The 15,590-nt window shown below is 72.3% G+C and carries 16 protein-coding genes and 1 tRNA gene; 6 read left to right on the plus strand and 11 right to left on the minus strand.

The window, feature by feature from the left end; translation table 11 throughout:
- The first annotated feature begins 65 nt into the window (after positions 1-65).
- A complete protein-coding gene (locus ACWEKM_RS21035) occupies positions 66-479 on the plus strand; it encodes a DnaJ family domain-containing protein (RefSeq protein ID WP_451622710.1) in 414 nt (137 codons plus the stop codon).
- A gap of 144 nt (positions 480-623) precedes the next feature.
- Entirely contained in the window at positions 624-1,169 is a 546-nt protein-coding gene (locus ACWEKM_RS21040; protein WP_451622711.1) for a GNAT family N-acetyltransferase, read from the plus strand.
- Here ACWEKM_RS21040 and ACWEKM_RS21045 read toward each other — a convergent pair.
- Positions 1,162-3,201, minus strand: coding sequence for a DHA2 family efflux MFS transporter permease subunit (locus ACWEKM_RS21045; protein ID WP_451622712.1), 2,040 nt, complete (start codon positions 3,199-3,201; stop codon positions 1,162-1,164). The two genes, ACWEKM_RS21040 and ACWEKM_RS21045, sit on opposite strands and share 8 nt — an antisense overlap.
- Positions 3,202-4,250: 1,049 nt before the next feature.
- On the opposite strand from ACWEKM_RS21045, the gene ACWEKM_RS21050 reads away from it, so the two are divergent.
- Positions 4,251-5,252, plus strand: a complete 1,002-nt coding sequence (locus ACWEKM_RS21050; RefSeq protein ID WP_451622713.1) for a peptidoglycan-binding domain-containing protein — start codon at positions 4,251-4,253, stop codon at positions 5,250-5,252.
- A gap of 112 nt (positions 5,253-5,364) precedes the next feature.
- Here the strand turns inward: ACWEKM_RS21050 and ACWEKM_RS21055 are convergent, their stop codons facing one another.
- Complete coding sequence (locus ACWEKM_RS21055; protein WP_451622714.1) at positions 5,365-5,718, minus strand: hypothetical protein; 354 nt, start codon at positions 5,716-5,718, stop codon at positions 5,365-5,367.
- Positions 5,719-6,270: 552 nt separating this feature from the next.
- Between ACWEKM_RS21055 and ACWEKM_RS21060 the strand changes: the two genes are divergently transcribed.
- On the plus strand, positions 6,271-6,516 hold the full coding sequence (locus tag ACWEKM_RS21060; protein WP_451622715.1) for a DUF2277 domain-containing protein: 246 nt from the start codon (positions 6,271-6,273) through the stop codon (positions 6,514-6,516).
- A 227-nt stretch (positions 6,517-6,743) separates the two neighbouring features.
- On the opposite strand, the gene ACWEKM_RS21065 is transcribed toward ACWEKM_RS21060, so the two are convergent.
- The 5 genes from ACWEKM_RS21065 to ACWEKM_RS21085 form a co-directional block, all read right to left on the minus strand.
- Positions 6,744-7,388, minus strand: a complete 645-nt coding sequence (locus ACWEKM_RS21065) for a DedA family protein (protein WP_451622716.1) — start codon at positions 7,386-7,388, stop codon at positions 6,744-6,746.
- Positions 7,389-7,509: 121 nt separating this feature from the next.
- Positions 7,510-7,965 carry a DoxX family protein gene (locus tag ACWEKM_RS21070; protein WP_451622717.1) on the minus strand — a complete coding sequence of 152 codons (456 nt, stop codon included), beginning with the start codon at positions 7,963-7,965 and terminating at the stop codon, positions 7,510-7,512.
- Positions 7,966-8,048: 83 nt separating this feature from the next.
- Complete coding sequence (locus tag ACWEKM_RS21075; protein WP_451622718.1) at positions 8,049-9,971, minus strand: FAD/NAD(P)-binding protein; 1,923 nt, start codon at positions 9,969-9,971, stop codon at positions 8,049-8,051.
- A 125-nt stretch (positions 9,972-10,096) separates the two neighbouring features.
- Complete coding sequence (locus ACWEKM_RS21080; protein WP_451622719.1) at positions 10,097-11,725, minus strand: alkaline phosphatase D family protein; 1,629 nt, start codon at positions 11,723-11,725, stop codon at positions 10,097-10,099.
- 65 nt (positions 11,726-11,790) lie between these two features.
- Entirely contained in the window at positions 11,791-12,435 is a 645-nt protein-coding gene (locus ACWEKM_RS21085) for an HNH endonuclease family protein (RefSeq protein WP_451622720.1), read from the minus strand.
- Positions 12,436-13,073: 638 nt separating this feature from the next.
- On the opposite strand from ACWEKM_RS21085, the gene ACWEKM_RS21090 reads away from it, so the two are divergent.
- On the plus strand, positions 13,074-13,730 hold the full coding sequence (locus ACWEKM_RS21090) for an HAD-IA family hydrolase (protein WP_451622721.1): 657 nt from the start codon (positions 13,074-13,076) through the stop codon (positions 13,728-13,730).
- Positions 13,731-13,791: 61 nt separating this feature from the next.
- On the opposite strand, the gene ACWEKM_RS21095 is transcribed toward ACWEKM_RS21090, so the two are convergent.
- From ACWEKM_RS21095 to ACWEKM_RS21105, 3 genes are all read right to left on the minus strand, one after another.
- Positions 13,792-13,983 (minus strand): hypothetical protein, encoded by a 192-nt coding sequence (locus ACWEKM_RS21095; RefSeq protein ID WP_451622746.1) that lies wholly within the window; start codon positions 13,981-13,983, stop codon positions 13,792-13,794.
- 188 nt (positions 13,984-14,171) lie between these two features.
- Positions 14,172-14,387 (minus strand): hypothetical protein, encoded by a 216-nt coding sequence (locus ACWEKM_RS21100; RefSeq protein WP_451622722.1) that lies wholly within the window; start codon positions 14,385-14,387, stop codon positions 14,172-14,174.
- 196 nt (positions 14,388-14,583) lie between these two features.
- Positions 14,584-14,823 (minus strand): hypothetical protein, encoded by a 240-nt coding sequence (locus ACWEKM_RS21105; RefSeq protein ID WP_451622723.1) that lies wholly within the window; start codon positions 14,821-14,823, stop codon positions 14,584-14,586.
- A 198-nt stretch (positions 14,824-15,021) separates the two neighbouring features.
- Between ACWEKM_RS21105 and ACWEKM_RS21110 the strand changes: the two genes are divergently transcribed.
- Complete coding sequence (locus tag ACWEKM_RS21110) at positions 15,022-15,255, plus strand: chaplin (RefSeq protein WP_451622747.1); 234 nt, start codon at positions 15,022-15,024, stop codon at positions 15,253-15,255.
- 131 nt (positions 15,256-15,386) lie between these two features.
- Here the strand turns inward: ACWEKM_RS21110 and ACWEKM_RS21115 are convergent.
- Positions 15,387-15,461: transfer RNA gene (locus ACWEKM_RS21115), tRNA-Val, on the minus strand.
- Between the last annotated feature and the right edge of the window lie 129 nt (positions 15,462-15,590).

Raw genomic sequence — 15,590 nt, forward strand, 5'->3', positions numbered from 1 at the left:
CTGCCCTTGCGGCAGCGGCCGAATGATAAATCGCCCGGCCCTGCCGCGTCCGGCACAATGAACTCATGACCGAGCGAAAGCCACCAGGCGTCCCGTTCGAGACCTGGGTCGACAAGCAGATCCGTGACGCTCAGGGACGCGGCGAGTTCGACCGGCTCACGGGCGCCGGCCGGCCGCTGCCGCAGGACGTCGACGCCACGTACGACGAACTGTGGTGGGTCAAGCGCAAAATGGCCCGCGAGGGCCTGACCCTGCTGCCGCCGGCCCTGGCCCTGCGCAAGGAGGCGGAGGACGCGCTCGCGGCGGCCCACGCGGCCCCCTCGGAACGGATCGCGCGGAAGATCATCACGGATGTCAACGTCAAGATCCGCGACATGATGTTCAAGCCGCCACCGGGCCCACCGCTCGGCATGAAGCCGTACGACGTCGACCAGATCGTACGGGAGTGGCATCGGCGCCACAGCACCGAGGGTGCGTAGACCGAGGGTGCGTAGACCGACCGCCCGGGAGCCCGGGAAGCCCTCGTGCCGGAAGCCCTGGAGTCCGGGAACCCGATAGACGAACAGGCGGATGGACGGATATCCGGTTGCGTACGGAGCGGACGCCTTCCGACCATGTCGGCCATGACCTGGACCGTCGCCCCGGAACCCTTCGACTCCGCCGTCGCCGCCGCGCTGTGGCGGGCGTACTACACGGAGGTCAGTGACCGCTGGTACCTGCGCTACGAGGGGCATCGCACCGACCCCGTCGAGCTGGAACGGGAGATCGCCGCCGCATCGGGTGCCGAACTCGCCCCGCCCACCGGACAGTTGCTGGTCGCCCGGTACGACGGTGAGCCCGTCGGCTGTGCGGGGGTGCGGCTCCTGGACCCGGCCACCGCCGAACTGACCCGGGTCTTCCTGCACGAGAGACGGCGCGGCCGGGGCGGCGCCCCTCTGCTCGTGACCGCCGCCGAGCGGGCGGCCCGCGACCTCGGTGCCACGCGCATGATCCTCGACACGCGCGGCGACCTGGTGGAGGCCCGTGCCCTGTACGCCCGCCTCGGCTACACGGAGACCGGGCGGCACAACGACGACCGGTACGCCGAGCACTGGTTCCGCAAGAACCTGGACCCGGGGGCACGGGCCCCGACGCGAACCGGGACCTCAGCTGAACCAGCGACTAGCTGAACTTCGGCGCGCGCTCGCTCTGCGGCTGCTCGCGCCGCGAGCCGCACATCTCGTCGGTCAGCTGCCGCACCAGCCGGTCCAGGTCGGTGGGCCGGTCCGGTCCCCACCAGTCGCCCAGCAGCTCCGCCAGCGAGTCCTCGCGGGCCTGGGCCAGCCGGTCGGCGACCTCACGGCCCCGGTCGGTCAGATACAGGTCGAGTCCCTCGCGCACGGCCAGCCGCCGCTCCTCGACCTGGCGGGCGGCCGCCATGACGAGGTGCAGCGGAATGGAACCGTCCTCGGCGAGCACACCGGGCTCCACCGAGCCGTACTTCCGCGTCCGCAGCAGTAGCCAGCTCGCCCCGGGCAGCAGGTCGTACCCGGCCCGTTCGGTGATCCTGCGGTAGACCTCCCGCCGCCCGTCACGGGTGCCGAGCAGCGACAGCGCGCGGCACACCTCGTCGTACGAGGACCGCTCGACCGGGTTGGAGGCCAGCGTCTCCGTCCCGTCCGGCGCCGTCACCGAGACGCGCAGCCGGTCCTCCTTCAGGAACCACGCCAGTACGAAGCCGAGGACGGCGACCGGAGCCGCGTACAGGAAGACATCGGTGATGGAGGCCGAGAACGCGTGCAGGGCCGCCGGGCGCAGCGGCGGCGACAGCAGGCCGATTCCGCGCGGATCGGCCCGGAGCGCGCCCGGTGTGACCCCGGGCGGCAGGTGCAGGCCCCGGAAGGCGGCGGCGAGTTCGGTGCCGAGGCGGCTCGCGAAGACCGTGCCGAAGATGGCGACGCCGAACGAGGCGCCGATGGAGCGGAAGAAGGTCGCGCCGGAGGTGGCGACGCCGAGATCCTCGTAGGAGACGGCGTTCTGCACGATGAGCACGAGGACCTGCATGACCAGGCCGAGGCCCAGGCCGAGAACGAAGAAATACGTGCTCATCACGGCCGTGGAGCTGTGCTCGTCGAGCCGGTGCAGCAGGAGCAGTCCGATCGTGGTGACCCCGGTGCCGGCGATCGGGAACACCTTCCAGCGGCCGGTGCGGCTGACGATCTGCCCGGAGACGGTCGAGGACAGCATCAGGCCCACCACCATCGGCAGCATGTGCACACCCGACATGGTCGGGGAGATGCCGTGCACGACCTGGAGGAACGTGGGCAGGTAGGTCATCGCGCCGAACATCGCGAAGCCGACGATGAAGCTGATGAGGGCGGCGAGCGTGAAGGTGCGGATGCGGAAGAGATCCAGCGGCAGGACGGGTTCGGCGGCCCTGCGTTCCACGCCGACGAACACCACGGCCAGGACGACGCCGAGTACGACGAGCCCGATGATCTGGGGCGAGCCCCAGGCCCAGGTGGTGCCGCCGAGGGAGGCGACCAGGACCAGACAGGTGGCGACCGCGGCGATCAGCGAGGTGCCGAGGTAGTCGATGACGTGGTGGGCGGTCCGGCGCGGGATGCGCAGGGAGGTGGCGATCACCGCGAGGGCGACGATGCCGACGGGCAGGTTGACGTAGAAGACCCAGCGCCAGCTCAGATGCTCGGTGAGCAGGCCGCCGAGCAGCGGCCCGAGCACGCTGGTGGTGCCGAAGACCGCGCCGAACAGTCCCTGGTAACGGCCGCGTTCGCGCGGCGGGACGATGTCCCCGACGATCGCCATCGACAGCACGATCAGGCCACCGCCGCCCAGGCCCTGCAAGGCCCGGAAGGCGATGAGCTGGGGCATGTCACGGGCCATGCCGCACAGCATGGAGCCGACCAGGAAGATCACTATCGCGAGCTGGAAGAGTCTCTTGCGGCCGTACTGGTCGCCGAGCTTGCCCCACAGCGGGGTGGCGGCGGTCGACGCCAGCAGATAGGCGGTGACCACCCAGGACAGATGGTCCAGTCCGCCCAGGTCGCTGACGATGGTGGGCAGCGCGGTCGACACGATGGTCTGGTCGAGCGCGGCGAGCAGCAGTCCGAGGAGCAGGGCGCCGATCGGGACGAGCACGTTTCCGGGGACGCCTTGTGCGCCCTCGGCGTCCTGAGCGGTGCCGTGCGTCTCCAGGGCCATGGGACCTCCCGGGGCTCCCTTTTTCCCGTCTTTCCATCGTGAGTGGTGTCACCCGTTATGGCCTGTTGAGTCCCGTGAGATCACTTCGGAATCCGTCATTCCGGGGGCTTCCGAGTAGGAGATGTGTGGGAGGTCTGCATAATCTCTGGAGATCACGCGGGGACGCGTGGGGAGGGGACGCAGATATGACGGATCCGACGGGCGGCGCAGACCCGAGGGACGAGGCAGGCCCGAGGGGCGGCGCAGACCCGAAGGGCGGCCCGTGCCCGGAGTGCGGGGCGCCGCGGGGGCCGGACAACACCGCGTCCTGCTCCTGCGCCCAACGCGCCGCCGACGCCCTCCGCGATACCCGCACGGCGGAGGCGGCGGCAGCGGAGGACTTCGATCCGCTCCGCATCCGGCCGTACGTCGACCTGGACACCAACCTGACCACGGTCCTGGCCGAGGCAGCGCCCGGAAACGCGAACGGCACCAGAACGCCGACCTCCACCGGGACCACGACCAAGGTCACGACCGAGGCCACGACTGGCGAACCGACCGGCGAACCGACCGGGGGCGCGGGCGCGGGTTCCGGCGCGGGCCGGGGAGCGGGTTCCGGCGCGGGCCTGGGAGCGGCTACTGACGTAGGCACCCGTGCGGATGGTGGTGCGGGCGCGCGCCGGGGGGCGGCTACTGGCGCAGGCACCGGTGCGGGTGGCGGGTCGGCGGCAGGTTGGCGCACCGACGCAGGTCCGGGAATGGGCGCGGGTGCGCGCTCCGGCGCGGGCACCAGGTCAGCTGTCGGCCCGGGTGCTGGCGCTGGCGGCCGGGACGCGGGTGCGGGAGTTGCCGCAACCCCTGCCATGGGTGCTGCCCCAGGCCCTGCGGCGGGCTTTGCGGCCACGGGTGCGGGCATGGGCGTCCGCGCGGGTTCCCGGACGTATGCCGGGGATGCCGAAGGCGGTGGCGGGGGCTCCCGCGCGGGCGCGGCCGAGGCCACGACTGCGAACCCGGACGCGGGCAGGGGATCGGGACCCGATGCGAGTACCGGAGCAGCCAAGGACGCCGGAGTGAACCCGGGCGCCCCCGCGGGCCCCGGTGCACCCACCAGGGCTGCCGAAAGCGCGAGCGCGGGCTCCCCGGCGGGCGCGGACGGGGCCACCGCGCACCCGGACGCAGGTGTCGGCGCGGGCTCCGGCACGGGCGATACCTCGGGTGGGGACGTCACCATGGAGTTGCGGCGGGTCGGTGCCGCCGGCGCTGCCGGTGCCGGGGCGATGGACGTGGCGTCTCCGGGGGACGAGGCCACCATGGTGTTGCGGCGGATCGAGGACGTCGGGGCCGGTGCGGCCCTGCCCACGCCGCTGGGGACCACGGCATCCGCGCCGAGTGCGGTCGATCTGGATCGGTTCGATCCGAAGCGGCGCGAGCGGTACGAGGGTGGTGCCGCGGCCGGTGATGCGGCACCGGGGCCTCGGCGCCGCCGTACCGTTCTGCTCTCGGTCGCCGGAGCGGCGGTCGCCACCGTCGCGGTGGCCGGTTTCGCGAGCGGGCTGTTCACCTACGACACGCCCTCGCGGGACGGGGCGGCCCCCGCGGACATCCGCGCAAGCGTGCCCGAGCGGACGAGCGAGGCGGCCACGACGAAGGCGGCCACGGCCCCCACCTCCGCTCCCCCGGCCGCCACCATTCCCTCCGCGCCCACCAGCCCCACGCCGACGACCTCCCCCACCCCCTCGGCGCCGCGGTCGAGCGCGACCACCCCCTCCGCCACTCCGTCCCGCTCCCCCGAACCGTCCGACACGGCGACGTCCGCCGACCCGGCCGAGGCCACAACCCCCGCCCCGAGCCCGGTCCTGCGACGCGGCGACCAGGGCCCCGAGGTCACCGAACTTCAGCTCCGCCTCAAGCAGTTGAACCAGTACTGGGGTCCCGCCAACGGCCACTTCGACAACCACCTGGAAAACGCCGTACGCGGCTACCAGTGGGCCCATGGCATCCGCTCGGACGAGTTCGGCGTCTACGGCACGGCCACGCGGGCGAGCCTGGAGTCGCAGACCTCCCAGCCCTGAGCCCCGCTTCGCCGCCTGGCCACGCCCCGCCGCCCCGATCCACCGTCCCGCTCCACCGCAACGGACCCCACCCCGCCCGCCGGGCCCTGGACTCACCCGGACTCACCCGGACTCATCCGGGATCTTCCAGGCCCGCGGGCGGCTCCTCGTGCGCGTACTTGAGCCCCATCCGCGCGTCCACCCGCTCCGCCGCCGCGACCTCCGCCCAGAAGCGGTGCGTGCTCACGAACACCGCAAGCTCGTGCTCCCGCTGCCGCAACTTCTCCACCTCGGCCTGTTCGTCGTCCGTCCAACCCGGGGACGCGGGCCGCTCCATCTTCCGCCAGCCCTGATCGTCACTGAAGGCATCCAGCGGCTCGACCGACCAGGGGAGCCGCTTCAGCAGGGCCGACAGCTCGGCCCGGACCTGATGCAGCTCCTCCTGACCAGCGAGCAGGTCACTCGGAAAGTCATAGGTCTTAGCCACACGACAATGCTACGCCTGTTCGATTTTGGGATGCGAGTTCCTTCCACCACTTCACACGAACGTGTGCCCCGGCCGAGCGCTACAGCTGGCCGGTGAGGTTCTCGCGGTGCCACGTACGGGATGGTGCGGCGCACGCGTGCCGCCGGCGAGCGTATGGACCGGGTGAGCCTGCCCGCACTGTTGCTGGAGTGGAACTCGCATCGCGACGACCTTCGCGCCTCGGGAAAGCTGCCCGCCTCCAGTGAGCAGCAGTTGTGATCACGCCGTGCCCGGCCGACCGATCCGGGTCAACACCAAGCAGAGAGTGTCCATCATGACCGACTCCGACCTGTCCGACAGCGGGCCGACAGCGGCGACGAGACGGCAGTCGATGAACTGATCGAACTCGCCACCGAGCAAGGTGACCTGAGCGAGCTGCGCCGCCTCGCCGACCGAGGCAACATCACCGCGGCCGAACAGCTCGCAGAGCTCAGTGCCGAGTGATCTCTTCGGTCGTACTCGGTTCCGTTCGCTCCGCCCCACCCCTCACAGGCCATGAGGGAGACTGGGCGCATGTGCCGGAGTATCAAGACCCTGCGTCCGCCCGCGCTGCCCGAGGAGGCCACGGAGGAGGACATCCGCGCCGCGGCGCTTCAGTACGTGCGGAAGGTGTCCGGGTTCCGGGCGCCCGCCGCACACAACCGGGAGGTGTTCGACCGGGCCGTGGACGCGGTCGCGCGGGCGACCGCCGAACTCCTCGACGGGCTGGAGGTCCGGGGCGGGGGGCGCTCCGCGGGGGGCTCCGCGGAAACGGCGTGATGCGTCGGCGGTCGTCCGCGGGTTCGTTGTGGCTGGTCGCGCAGCTCCCCGCGCCCCTCATACGACAACCGTCGGCGGTCGTCCGCGGGTTCGTCGTGGTTGATCGCGCAGCTCCCCGCGCCCCTCATACGACAACCGTCGGCGGTCGTCCGCGGGTTCGTCGTGGCCGGTCGCGCAGTTCCCCGCGCCCCTACCGGGCGCGTTCCCCATGCCCTAGCGGGAGCGTGTTACGCGGGGCTGCGGCGCATCCAGTACGTTGCCGCTGCTCCGGCTGCGAACAGGGCGGCCAGGGAGACTCCCGTGGCCAGCCAGGTGGCGCCCAGCCATTGCGCGCCGAAGTAGCCGAGGGCGACGCTGTACGCGGCCCAGGACAGGCCGGCCAGGGCCGACCAGGGGAGGAAGTCGCGGGCGCGGCGGTGGGCGGCGCCCGCGCAGAAGGAGACGATCGAGCGGCCGGCCGGGGCGAAGCGGGCCAGGATCACCAGGGTCCCGCCGCCCCGCGAGAGCGCCGCACCGAGACGTTCCTGCGCCGAGGTCAGGCGGCGGGAGCGGGCGATCGCGCGATCCAGTCGCGCCCCGCCGCGCCAGGCCAGGCGGTACGCCACCAGGTCGCCGAGGACGGACGCGGTGGCCGCGGAGAGGATCAGGACGAGCATGTCGGGCACCGCGTGCGGGACCTGCCCGGTCGCCGCGCCGGAACCGGCCGCCGCCGTGGTGGCCGCCGTGATCACCAACACCCCGCTCGGCAGCACCGGCAGGAACACGTCCAGCAGAACCGACAGGGCCACCATGGCGTATATCCATGGGCTGCCGGTCAGCGACCCCATGCTCTCCCACACGACGACTCCCGTTGCTCCCCCGTTGACAGCCATACAGCGTACGCGGCGGGTGTGACAGCGGGGACGCGGGGGGCGAAAGAGGCTGGGGAGATGAAATGGTACGGCGCCCTTCCCCTGCGCGAACCGGGGGTGAAGGGCGCCGTAACGGGATGGGTCAGACGGCCACCGGCTCCTGCTCCGCCGTCTGCTCCCGCGCGCCGGACGTGCGCCGGGCGAAGAGTCCGTCCAGGCCGAGCGCGCCGGAGCCGGTGAAGACGAGCAGGAGGAAGGCCCAGGAGAACAGGGCCGGCAGCTCGCCGCCGTTCTGTATCGGCCACAGGGCGGTCTCCTGGTGCACGGTGAAGTAGGCGTACGCCATGGAGCCCGAGGCGATCAGGGCCGCGGCCCGGGTGCCGAGGCCGAGCAGCACGAGGACGCCGCCCACGAGCTGGATGACGGCCGCGTACCAGCCGGGCCAGGTTCCGGCGTCGATCGTGCCGCCGTCGGTGCCCGCGGCACCGCCGAGGACGCCGAAGAGCGAGGCGGCGCCGTGCACGGCGAAGAGCAGGCCGATGACGACCCGGAACAGGCCGATGACATACGGCTGAGCGGAGTTGAGTCGAGCGGACATATGGGGGTTCTCCTCTTCGGTTTCGGTCGGGCCGGCCGGGGACGGGCCGGTCTGGGGGCGGGGTACCGAACGAGGAAACCAGGTTAGGTGGACCTAATCAATGCTTGCAACTTCAACATTCGGCCGCGGTGTTCCGCCTCCGCTCGCGGTTCCGCTTCCGCTCGCGGTCGCACCTCCGCCCCGGCCGCCCGCAGCACCGCCCGCGCCACCGCGTCCGCGTCGGACAGCGTGACCGAATCCACCCCGGGCCGGGCCCCCGCCGCGGTCACCCAGTGCACCCCTTCGGTGGGCACCCCGAACGCGAACCTCCCTGCGTGCGGCCTACCTTGACGGTCCATCAAGAAGTAGGGGCGCGCCGTCACATCCAGCCCTCCGGTCTCATAGCCGTCGACGGTGTGTGGCCGACATTCGCCGGTCCGCAGCAGTCGGGCGAGCAACGCGTCGGCGGTGCGTCGCAGATCGGGTTCCGGAAGACGCGCCTCTATGAGAGTCGTCACACGCACCGCCGAGCCGGGCACGTCCGGTGAGTGCGCCGTCCAGGCCCCGTCCGCGCAGCGCACCGCCAGCCGCGGCCCGAGCACCTCCACCACCCCCGCGTCCAGCAGCGCGGTCAGCTCCTCGATGCGCCGCCGTGGCGGGCCGATGGACAGGAACGCGTTGAGCGGGGTGTACCAGCCATCCAGGTGGTCCCGGCGGGAGGTGCCGGCCAGCCCGCCGTGGTCGACCACGAGCCGTATCTCGTTGCGCAGATCGCGCAGCACGTCCAGGGCCGCCTTCAGCGGGCCTGCGACATTGCCGAGGGCGGCCTGCGCGGCGTCCTCACGCAGATGGTCGCGCAGCCACACTCGCCACTGCCGCCGGTCCGCGAAGTCCCGCCCGGCGTGCGGCCGGGAGACCCGCTCCCAACTCCAGCGGTCGGCGTCCCGGACCCCGAACTCGTCCAGCAGCAGGGCTTCTTGCGGATCGCCGTGCGGGACGGCCAGGAACCGCTCGGCGAAGTCGGAGCGCCGGGTCAGCGCGCCGTAGTAGACGGTCTCCACCTCCTTGGCGACCAGCGGCCAGACCTCCGCGCGGAAGTCCGGCGGCTCACCGGAGTCCGCGCGCTTGCGGAAGCCCGCGATCGCCTCCGGGGTCAGGACGCGCGGGGTGTGCCGGCCGTACGGGCCCTTCGCGTTGTCGCCGCGCGCCTGGTAGGGGACCCCGCGCCGGGAACCGGCGTACAGCCGCGGCTCGTCGCCGGACGGGATGTAGCGCAGGGTGCCGTCGGCGCCGCGGGTGAAGCGTCCGCCCCGGCCGGTGGTCAACAGGGCTATGTGGTCGAAGAAGTTGAGGCCCAGGCCGCGCAGCAGCACCGGCTCGCCGGGCGCGAGCGGGGCGAGGTCGACGTCCGCCGGGTTGGCGGGCGGTATATGGCGCAGGCCGTGGCGCTCGGCGTACTCGGTCAGCTCCCGCTGTGTGCGCTCCGCGACCTCCGGGAGGTGACCCTGGGCGAGGACCACCGCCGACAGTCCGGCCAGGGTCCGGCCGTCGTCCAGGGTGAGCACCTGCCGGCCGTCACCGGCGTCGTCGAGCCGTACGGCGCGGGCCCGGTGGGTCCGTACGCGTACGGTGTCCGGCGCGTGCCGCACGATCCGGGCGAACACCCACTCCAGATAGCGGCCGTAGTGGGCGCGGGTCGGGTAGTCGTCCGGGTCCAGCTCGCCGTCCGCCCACTCGTAGAGGCTGGGGCCGGGCCGGATCGGCCCCGAGCAGTCGACGCTCTCGTCGGTGAACAGCGTCACCTGGCAGGCCACGGTGTTCATCAGCAGTTCCGGCGACTGGGCGGGGTGCCAGACGCGGCCCGGTCCGGGCGGCGCCGGGTCGATCACATGGACCGTCAGCCGGACACCGGGCGGGAGCAGCTCCGGCGCCGAGGCGCAGAGGCGTTCCAGGACGCTGGTACCGCGTGGACCGGCGCCGACCAGGGCGACGGAGACCGCAGAGGATTCCTCGGTCGGTGCAGACAAAGGTGAGACTCCCGGGCATTTGGGGCGCAAGGCGGTGAAACGTCCGCAGGAAGCGGACGGTCCGCCTCATCATGCCGCCGCCCACCACGGAAGCCAACGCGGATCCCACAGGTCCCGGTTGTCCCTCATGGACCGGTCAGGAGGGACTCCTCCACGGTCGTCAACCTCCCGTCCGGGCGGACCCGTTCCAGCCGCAGCCGGGCCGAACGCCCCCTCAGCGTCAGCGTCATGAGCTGGTTGCCGAACCAGGGCCCGCCCGTCCTGCGCCAGTCGACCGGCGGCTTCGGGCAGCGGCCGTGCCGGACGAACCGGCGGCCCAGGACCCGGGCCGCCGCGCTCCAGCCGAAGCGGAAACCGAGGCGGATCGAGCGCGGGATGGAGTTGTGCACCGGGGAGCAGGTGAGTTGCAGGACCCGGGCGTCGGGCGGGCCGGCCGGCCAGGACGGCTCGGCGACATAGGCATGGTGCACGTCTCCGGACAGGACAAGGACGCCGGCCGGCGCCCCCGGCCCGGAGCCGGCCTCGGCGAGCAGTGCGGCCAGGGCGGCGAAGGACTCCGGGAAGGCCGCCCAGTGCTCCAGGTCGGCCCGGCGGCGCAGGTCCTCGCCGAACCGCGCCCAGCGGGCCCCGCGTTCGCCCCGGCACAGCGCCGCGTTCCAGGTCTCGGCGTCGTGCACCAGGTGCGGCAGCAGCCAGGGCAGCGAACTGCCGATCAGCAGGTGGTCGCAGGAGCCGCGGTCGGCCAGGGCCTGCTCGCGCAGCCAGGCCGCCTCACCCGGGTCGAGCATCGCGCGGCCGTCCTCGTCGAGCACCCGGGCCGCCCGGGTGTCCACCATCAGCAGCCGGACCCGCCCGAAGTCCCGGCGGTAACTCCAGCGGACCGATTCGGGGCGGGCGTCGGCCTCGGCGGCGAAGGCGCGCAGCACGTCGGTGGCGTCGGGGGTCTCGCGTACGGCCGCGTACAGCGGGTCGGCGGCGAGTTCGGCCGGGGACAGGTTGCCCAGGTGCTGGTGGACCCAGTAGGACATCAGGCCGCTCAGCAGCCGCTCACGCCACCAGTCGGTGGCCCGCATGTCGGCGAGCCAGGCGGCGGAGGTGTTCCAGTCGTCGATCACATCATGGTCGTCGAAGATCATGCAGCTGGGCACGGTGGACAGCAGCCAGCGCACCTCGGGGTCGAGCCAGGACTCGTAGTAGAGCCAGGTGTACTCCTCGTAGTCCGCGACCTCGCCGCCCGGGGGATCGCTCAGGTCGCGGCGTGCGGCGAGGCGGCGGCGGATCGCGCCGGAGGTCTCGTCGGCGTACACCTGGTCGCCCAACAGCAGCAGGACGTCGGGGCGTTCGCCGTCCGGGTCGGCGGCCAGCCGGGCGGCGAGCGAGTCCAGCGCGTCGGGGCCGACCCGGTCGTGCCCGTCGGCCGGGGGCGCGGCCCAGCGGCAGGAGCCGAAGGCGAGGCGCACGGTGTCGCCCGCGGCGGGCGTGCGGATCTCGGAGGGCGGGAAGGGCGAGTCGGGCAGCGGCCACACGTGCGTGCCGTCCAGGAGCACCTCGTACGCCGCTGACGTGCCCGGCGTGAGCCCGGTGACCTGGACCAGGGCGTAGTGATGGCCCGCGATCTGGAAGGTGTGGGCCGCGCCGCCCGCGCCGTCGGTACAGCGCACCTCGGCGGCGCACGGCCGGCTCGCCTCGACCCAGACGGTCGCGGACGCGCCGTCGGCGTACCTCAGTAGTGGTCCCAGGCGCAGTTCGGCCACGATCACCCTCCTCCGTCGTCCCGTACGGTACGGAACGACGGAGGCGGGCGGGACGGTTCCGGAGATCAGCAGCCGCTGAGGTAGCTGGTGAGCGCGCTCTTCTCGGCGGAGTCGACGGAGAGGTTGTAGTAGTACTTCACCTGGACCCAGGCGCGGACGTACGTGCAGCTGTAGGCCGTGCGGGACGGCATCCACTCGGCCGGGTCCTTGTCACCCTTCGCCTGGTTCACGCTGTCGGTGACGGCGATGAGCTGCGGACGGGTCAGGTCGTTGGCGAACGCCTGGCGCTGGGCGGTGGTCCACTTGCCGGCGCCGGAGTCCCATGCCTCGGCGAGCGGGACGACGTGGTCGATGTCGAGGTCGGAGGCGGCGCTCCAGGTGGCGCCGTCGTACGGGGAGTACCAGCTGCCGCTGGTGGCGGCGCAGGAGGAGTCGGTGACGACGTTCGAGCCGTCGCGCTTGAGGACCGTCTCACGGGTGTTGCAGGTGCCGCTGATGGTGATCCAGTGGGGGAAGAGATCACGGCTGTAGCCGGTGCGGTTCTCGGTGGCCACGGTGAGCTGCGAGAGGTAGCTGCGGGCGGTGGCGCCGCTGACCGGGGTGGGGAGCGCGGCGGAGGCGGTCGGGGAGTTGAAGAGCGCGACGGAGGCTATGAGAGCGGTGAACGCGGCGAGTATGCTGACTCGTTGACGCGCGTAGAACTTGGCCATGCGAACTCCCTTGAAGGGTGGGGGGATTGGGGTGCGGGCGTGGGAATGCTCGCGGCCCCGCCTTGCGCGCAGGTGTGTGTCCGGTAAGAAGTTAGTGACGCGAACATGACACGACAAGGTTCACGCTGAACTTTTCATCGGCGGCAGCACGGTGCCGCGACCGGGCGACGTCGGCCGGGGGCGGGCGCCGGGGGCGCCGGGGGCGCCGGACGCCAAGGGACGCCGGGGCACGCCGGGAGGTGCCGATCGCGACAGGACGCCAGGTCACGCCGGGCGAATCCGATACCGCCGGGACGCAGGGAGGCGGCGAGCACCCCGAACACCGCAGGGCGCCGGGGCACGCCGGAAGGCGCCGACAGGCACCGGACGAGGTGGATGCCGCGGGGCGGCGGGAGGTGCGGAGTGGAGCTGAACGACGGGTGAACGGTTGACGGGGGTGGTGGCGGGATGCCGGAATTGTTTTGTACCGTAAGAAAACAAAGTGGCTCCGCTCGCTTTCCCTGACCGGCGGGCGGGGTCGCCTTGTCCCTTCTCGGGGTCGCCTTGCCCCTTCGGGGCCGCGACCGGCGTCCCCGGCACCTGCCACCGCCTGTCACCCGCTTGCCACCCACCCGCCTGCCGTCGTCTCGGAGCTGCCCATGCCGCCCACCGTCCTCACCGCCCGCGCCCTGCTGCTCGACATGGACGGCACGCTCGTCAACTCCGACGCGGTCGTGGAACGCATCTGGCGGCGCTGGGCCGAGCGGCACGGGCTGGACGGCGACAAGGTGATGAAGGTCGTGCACGGCCGCCAAGGGCACGCCTCGATGGCCGTCCTGCTGCCCGACCGGCCCGTCGAACAGAACCTCGCCGACAACGCCCGCATGCTCGCCGAGGAGACCGCCGACATGGACGGCGTAGTCGAGATCCCCGGCGCGAGCGTCTTCCTGCGGGCCCTGCGCGGACTGCCACACGCCCTCGTGACCTCCGCCGACACAGCCCTGTCCACGGCGCGGATGGCCGCGGCCGGGCTGGCCCAGCCGGACGTCCGCGTCACGGCCGAGTCGGTCGGCGCGAGCAAGCCCGACCCCGCGGGCTTCCTGAAGGGCGCCGCGGAACTCGGCGTCGCCCCCGCCGACTGTCTGGTCTTCGAGGACTCCGGAGCGGGAATCGCCGCGGGTCGCGCCGCGGGCATGCGGGTCGTGGGAGTGGGCCCGCGCGCCGGCGTACACGCGCCGGACGTCCTGGTGAACGACCTGACCCGAGTACGCCCGGAGCGGGCGGAGGACGGCACGATCCGGGTACACCTCGGCTGACACGGACCGCCGCCGCGCCGTCCCCTCGCCGCTCTGGTCGGCTGGTCGCCCCTGCGGTCGGCTAGTCGCCGCCGGACCGGTTCGGGCTCCGGCGCCGGCGCCGGCGCTTCTCAGAAGCGCGCAGCAATTCGCCCGCGCCAAGCGTCAGGCGCGCCACGCCACGGACCCAACTCGGCCCCCCGCGCTCCGCCCACACCACGCAGACGCACCCGCCGACGACGAGCGCCAAGACGCCCACCAACAGCACGATCATCACGTCCCCCTCCTCCGCATGCACACGATGCCCGCGATCCTCTCAGGTCGCAGACCGGTACCGCGACGGCCCCATGCTCCGCAGCCGATGACCCGCCGGAAAAGCCCTGATCCCGACGCACCGGAAAAGCCCCGGCCCCGGCGCACCACACCCGCCGCACCCGCCCTACCCTCCGCATCCGGGCTCCTTCAGTGCGCCCACGCCCCCGGGCCACCACCCCGCCACTCGATGAGCGCGGACCGGACCACGTCCATCTCGTCCCAGCCCTGCAAGCCGGCCTGCTGCATGAAGCGGGCGATGTCCTGCACGCTGAACGCGCGCCCGAGGATCTCCCCGTCCACGCGCACCCGCCTGCCGCCTTCCTCATCGGGCGGATAGATCACCACGGGTTTCATGCCGGCCATGTCTCCACACTCTCCCCACGCACGGGCGAGCGCACAGCGGACTGCTCCGCGGGCCCTCGGACGGCGGGGGCGAGGTCACGGTCACCTCACGACCGAGGGCGATACAGGGGGTCGTACCGAGGTCCGTGCAGGAGGCCATACCGGTGGCCGCACAGGAGGCCGTACCGGCGGGGGACCACACCGGGGCCCGGGCCGCTCACTCCGCCGGGTCCTCCTCTGTGCGCCGGACGGCCTTCTTCACGGCCTGTTCCACCTCGTGCCGGTTGGCCTCGGTCGCCTTGGCGTGCTCGGTGATCGCCACCTGTGCGGCCTCGGCCGCCTCGCACCAACGGCGCCACTGTGCGTCGTAGTCGTCGCCGCTGAGCCCGGCGAGCCTCGCCCGCTCTTCCTCGGCGGTGCGTTCCAGTGCGATGAGCCGATCGGGGATGTCTGCCACGTGCACGGATGTTAGGCCGGACCCGACGAAGCCCCGCCTCGACCCGCGAGGCAGGGGCCAGATGGACGCGGTCTACTCCGCGGTACTCCGCTGATGGGAAAGAACGGCCCGGTCGGACCAGTTCGACGTGCGCTCCGGACACCGCCGCCGGTGTGATGAGCACGTCCCTCAAGCGACTCCCGGAGGTATTCCATGCGCATGCGCTCCATCGCCGCTGCCGCCGCACTGGCGAGCGCACTCACCGTCTTCGGTGCCACGGCCGCCCAGGCCGACCCCGACCCGACGACCGGCACCGCGGTCGGCAGCCCGGGCGTCGTCTCCGGAAACGTCACCCAGGTCCCGGTGCAGATCCCGGTCAACCTGTGCGGCAACAGCATCGACCTCGTCGCCCTCCTGAACCCCACCTTCGGCAACACCTGCACCAACAGCTGACCCGGGCCTCCCCGATGCTCCCGTACCCCACCGACGCAACGGCGGGGTACGGGAGCGCGGAGCGCTGGAAACGGCCCCCCGGAGATCACTCCGAGGGGCCGCAAAACCTAGCTGACCAGGGCATTACCTACTGGTGGGCGCGGACGGTTTCGAACCGCCGACATCCTGCTTGTAAGGCAGGCGCTCTACCCCTGAGCTACGCACCCCGAACGAGTCGACAGCCTACATTGCCGACGCCGGTGCGCCGCAAACCCGTATGCGGGGGTTATCCCCACCGTCGATGCGGGCGTGGGCCGGATCGTCACACAGGGCGTGCGTCCATAGCGTCGGGGTAC

The organism is Streptomyces sp. NPDC004752 (assembly GCF_053601275.1).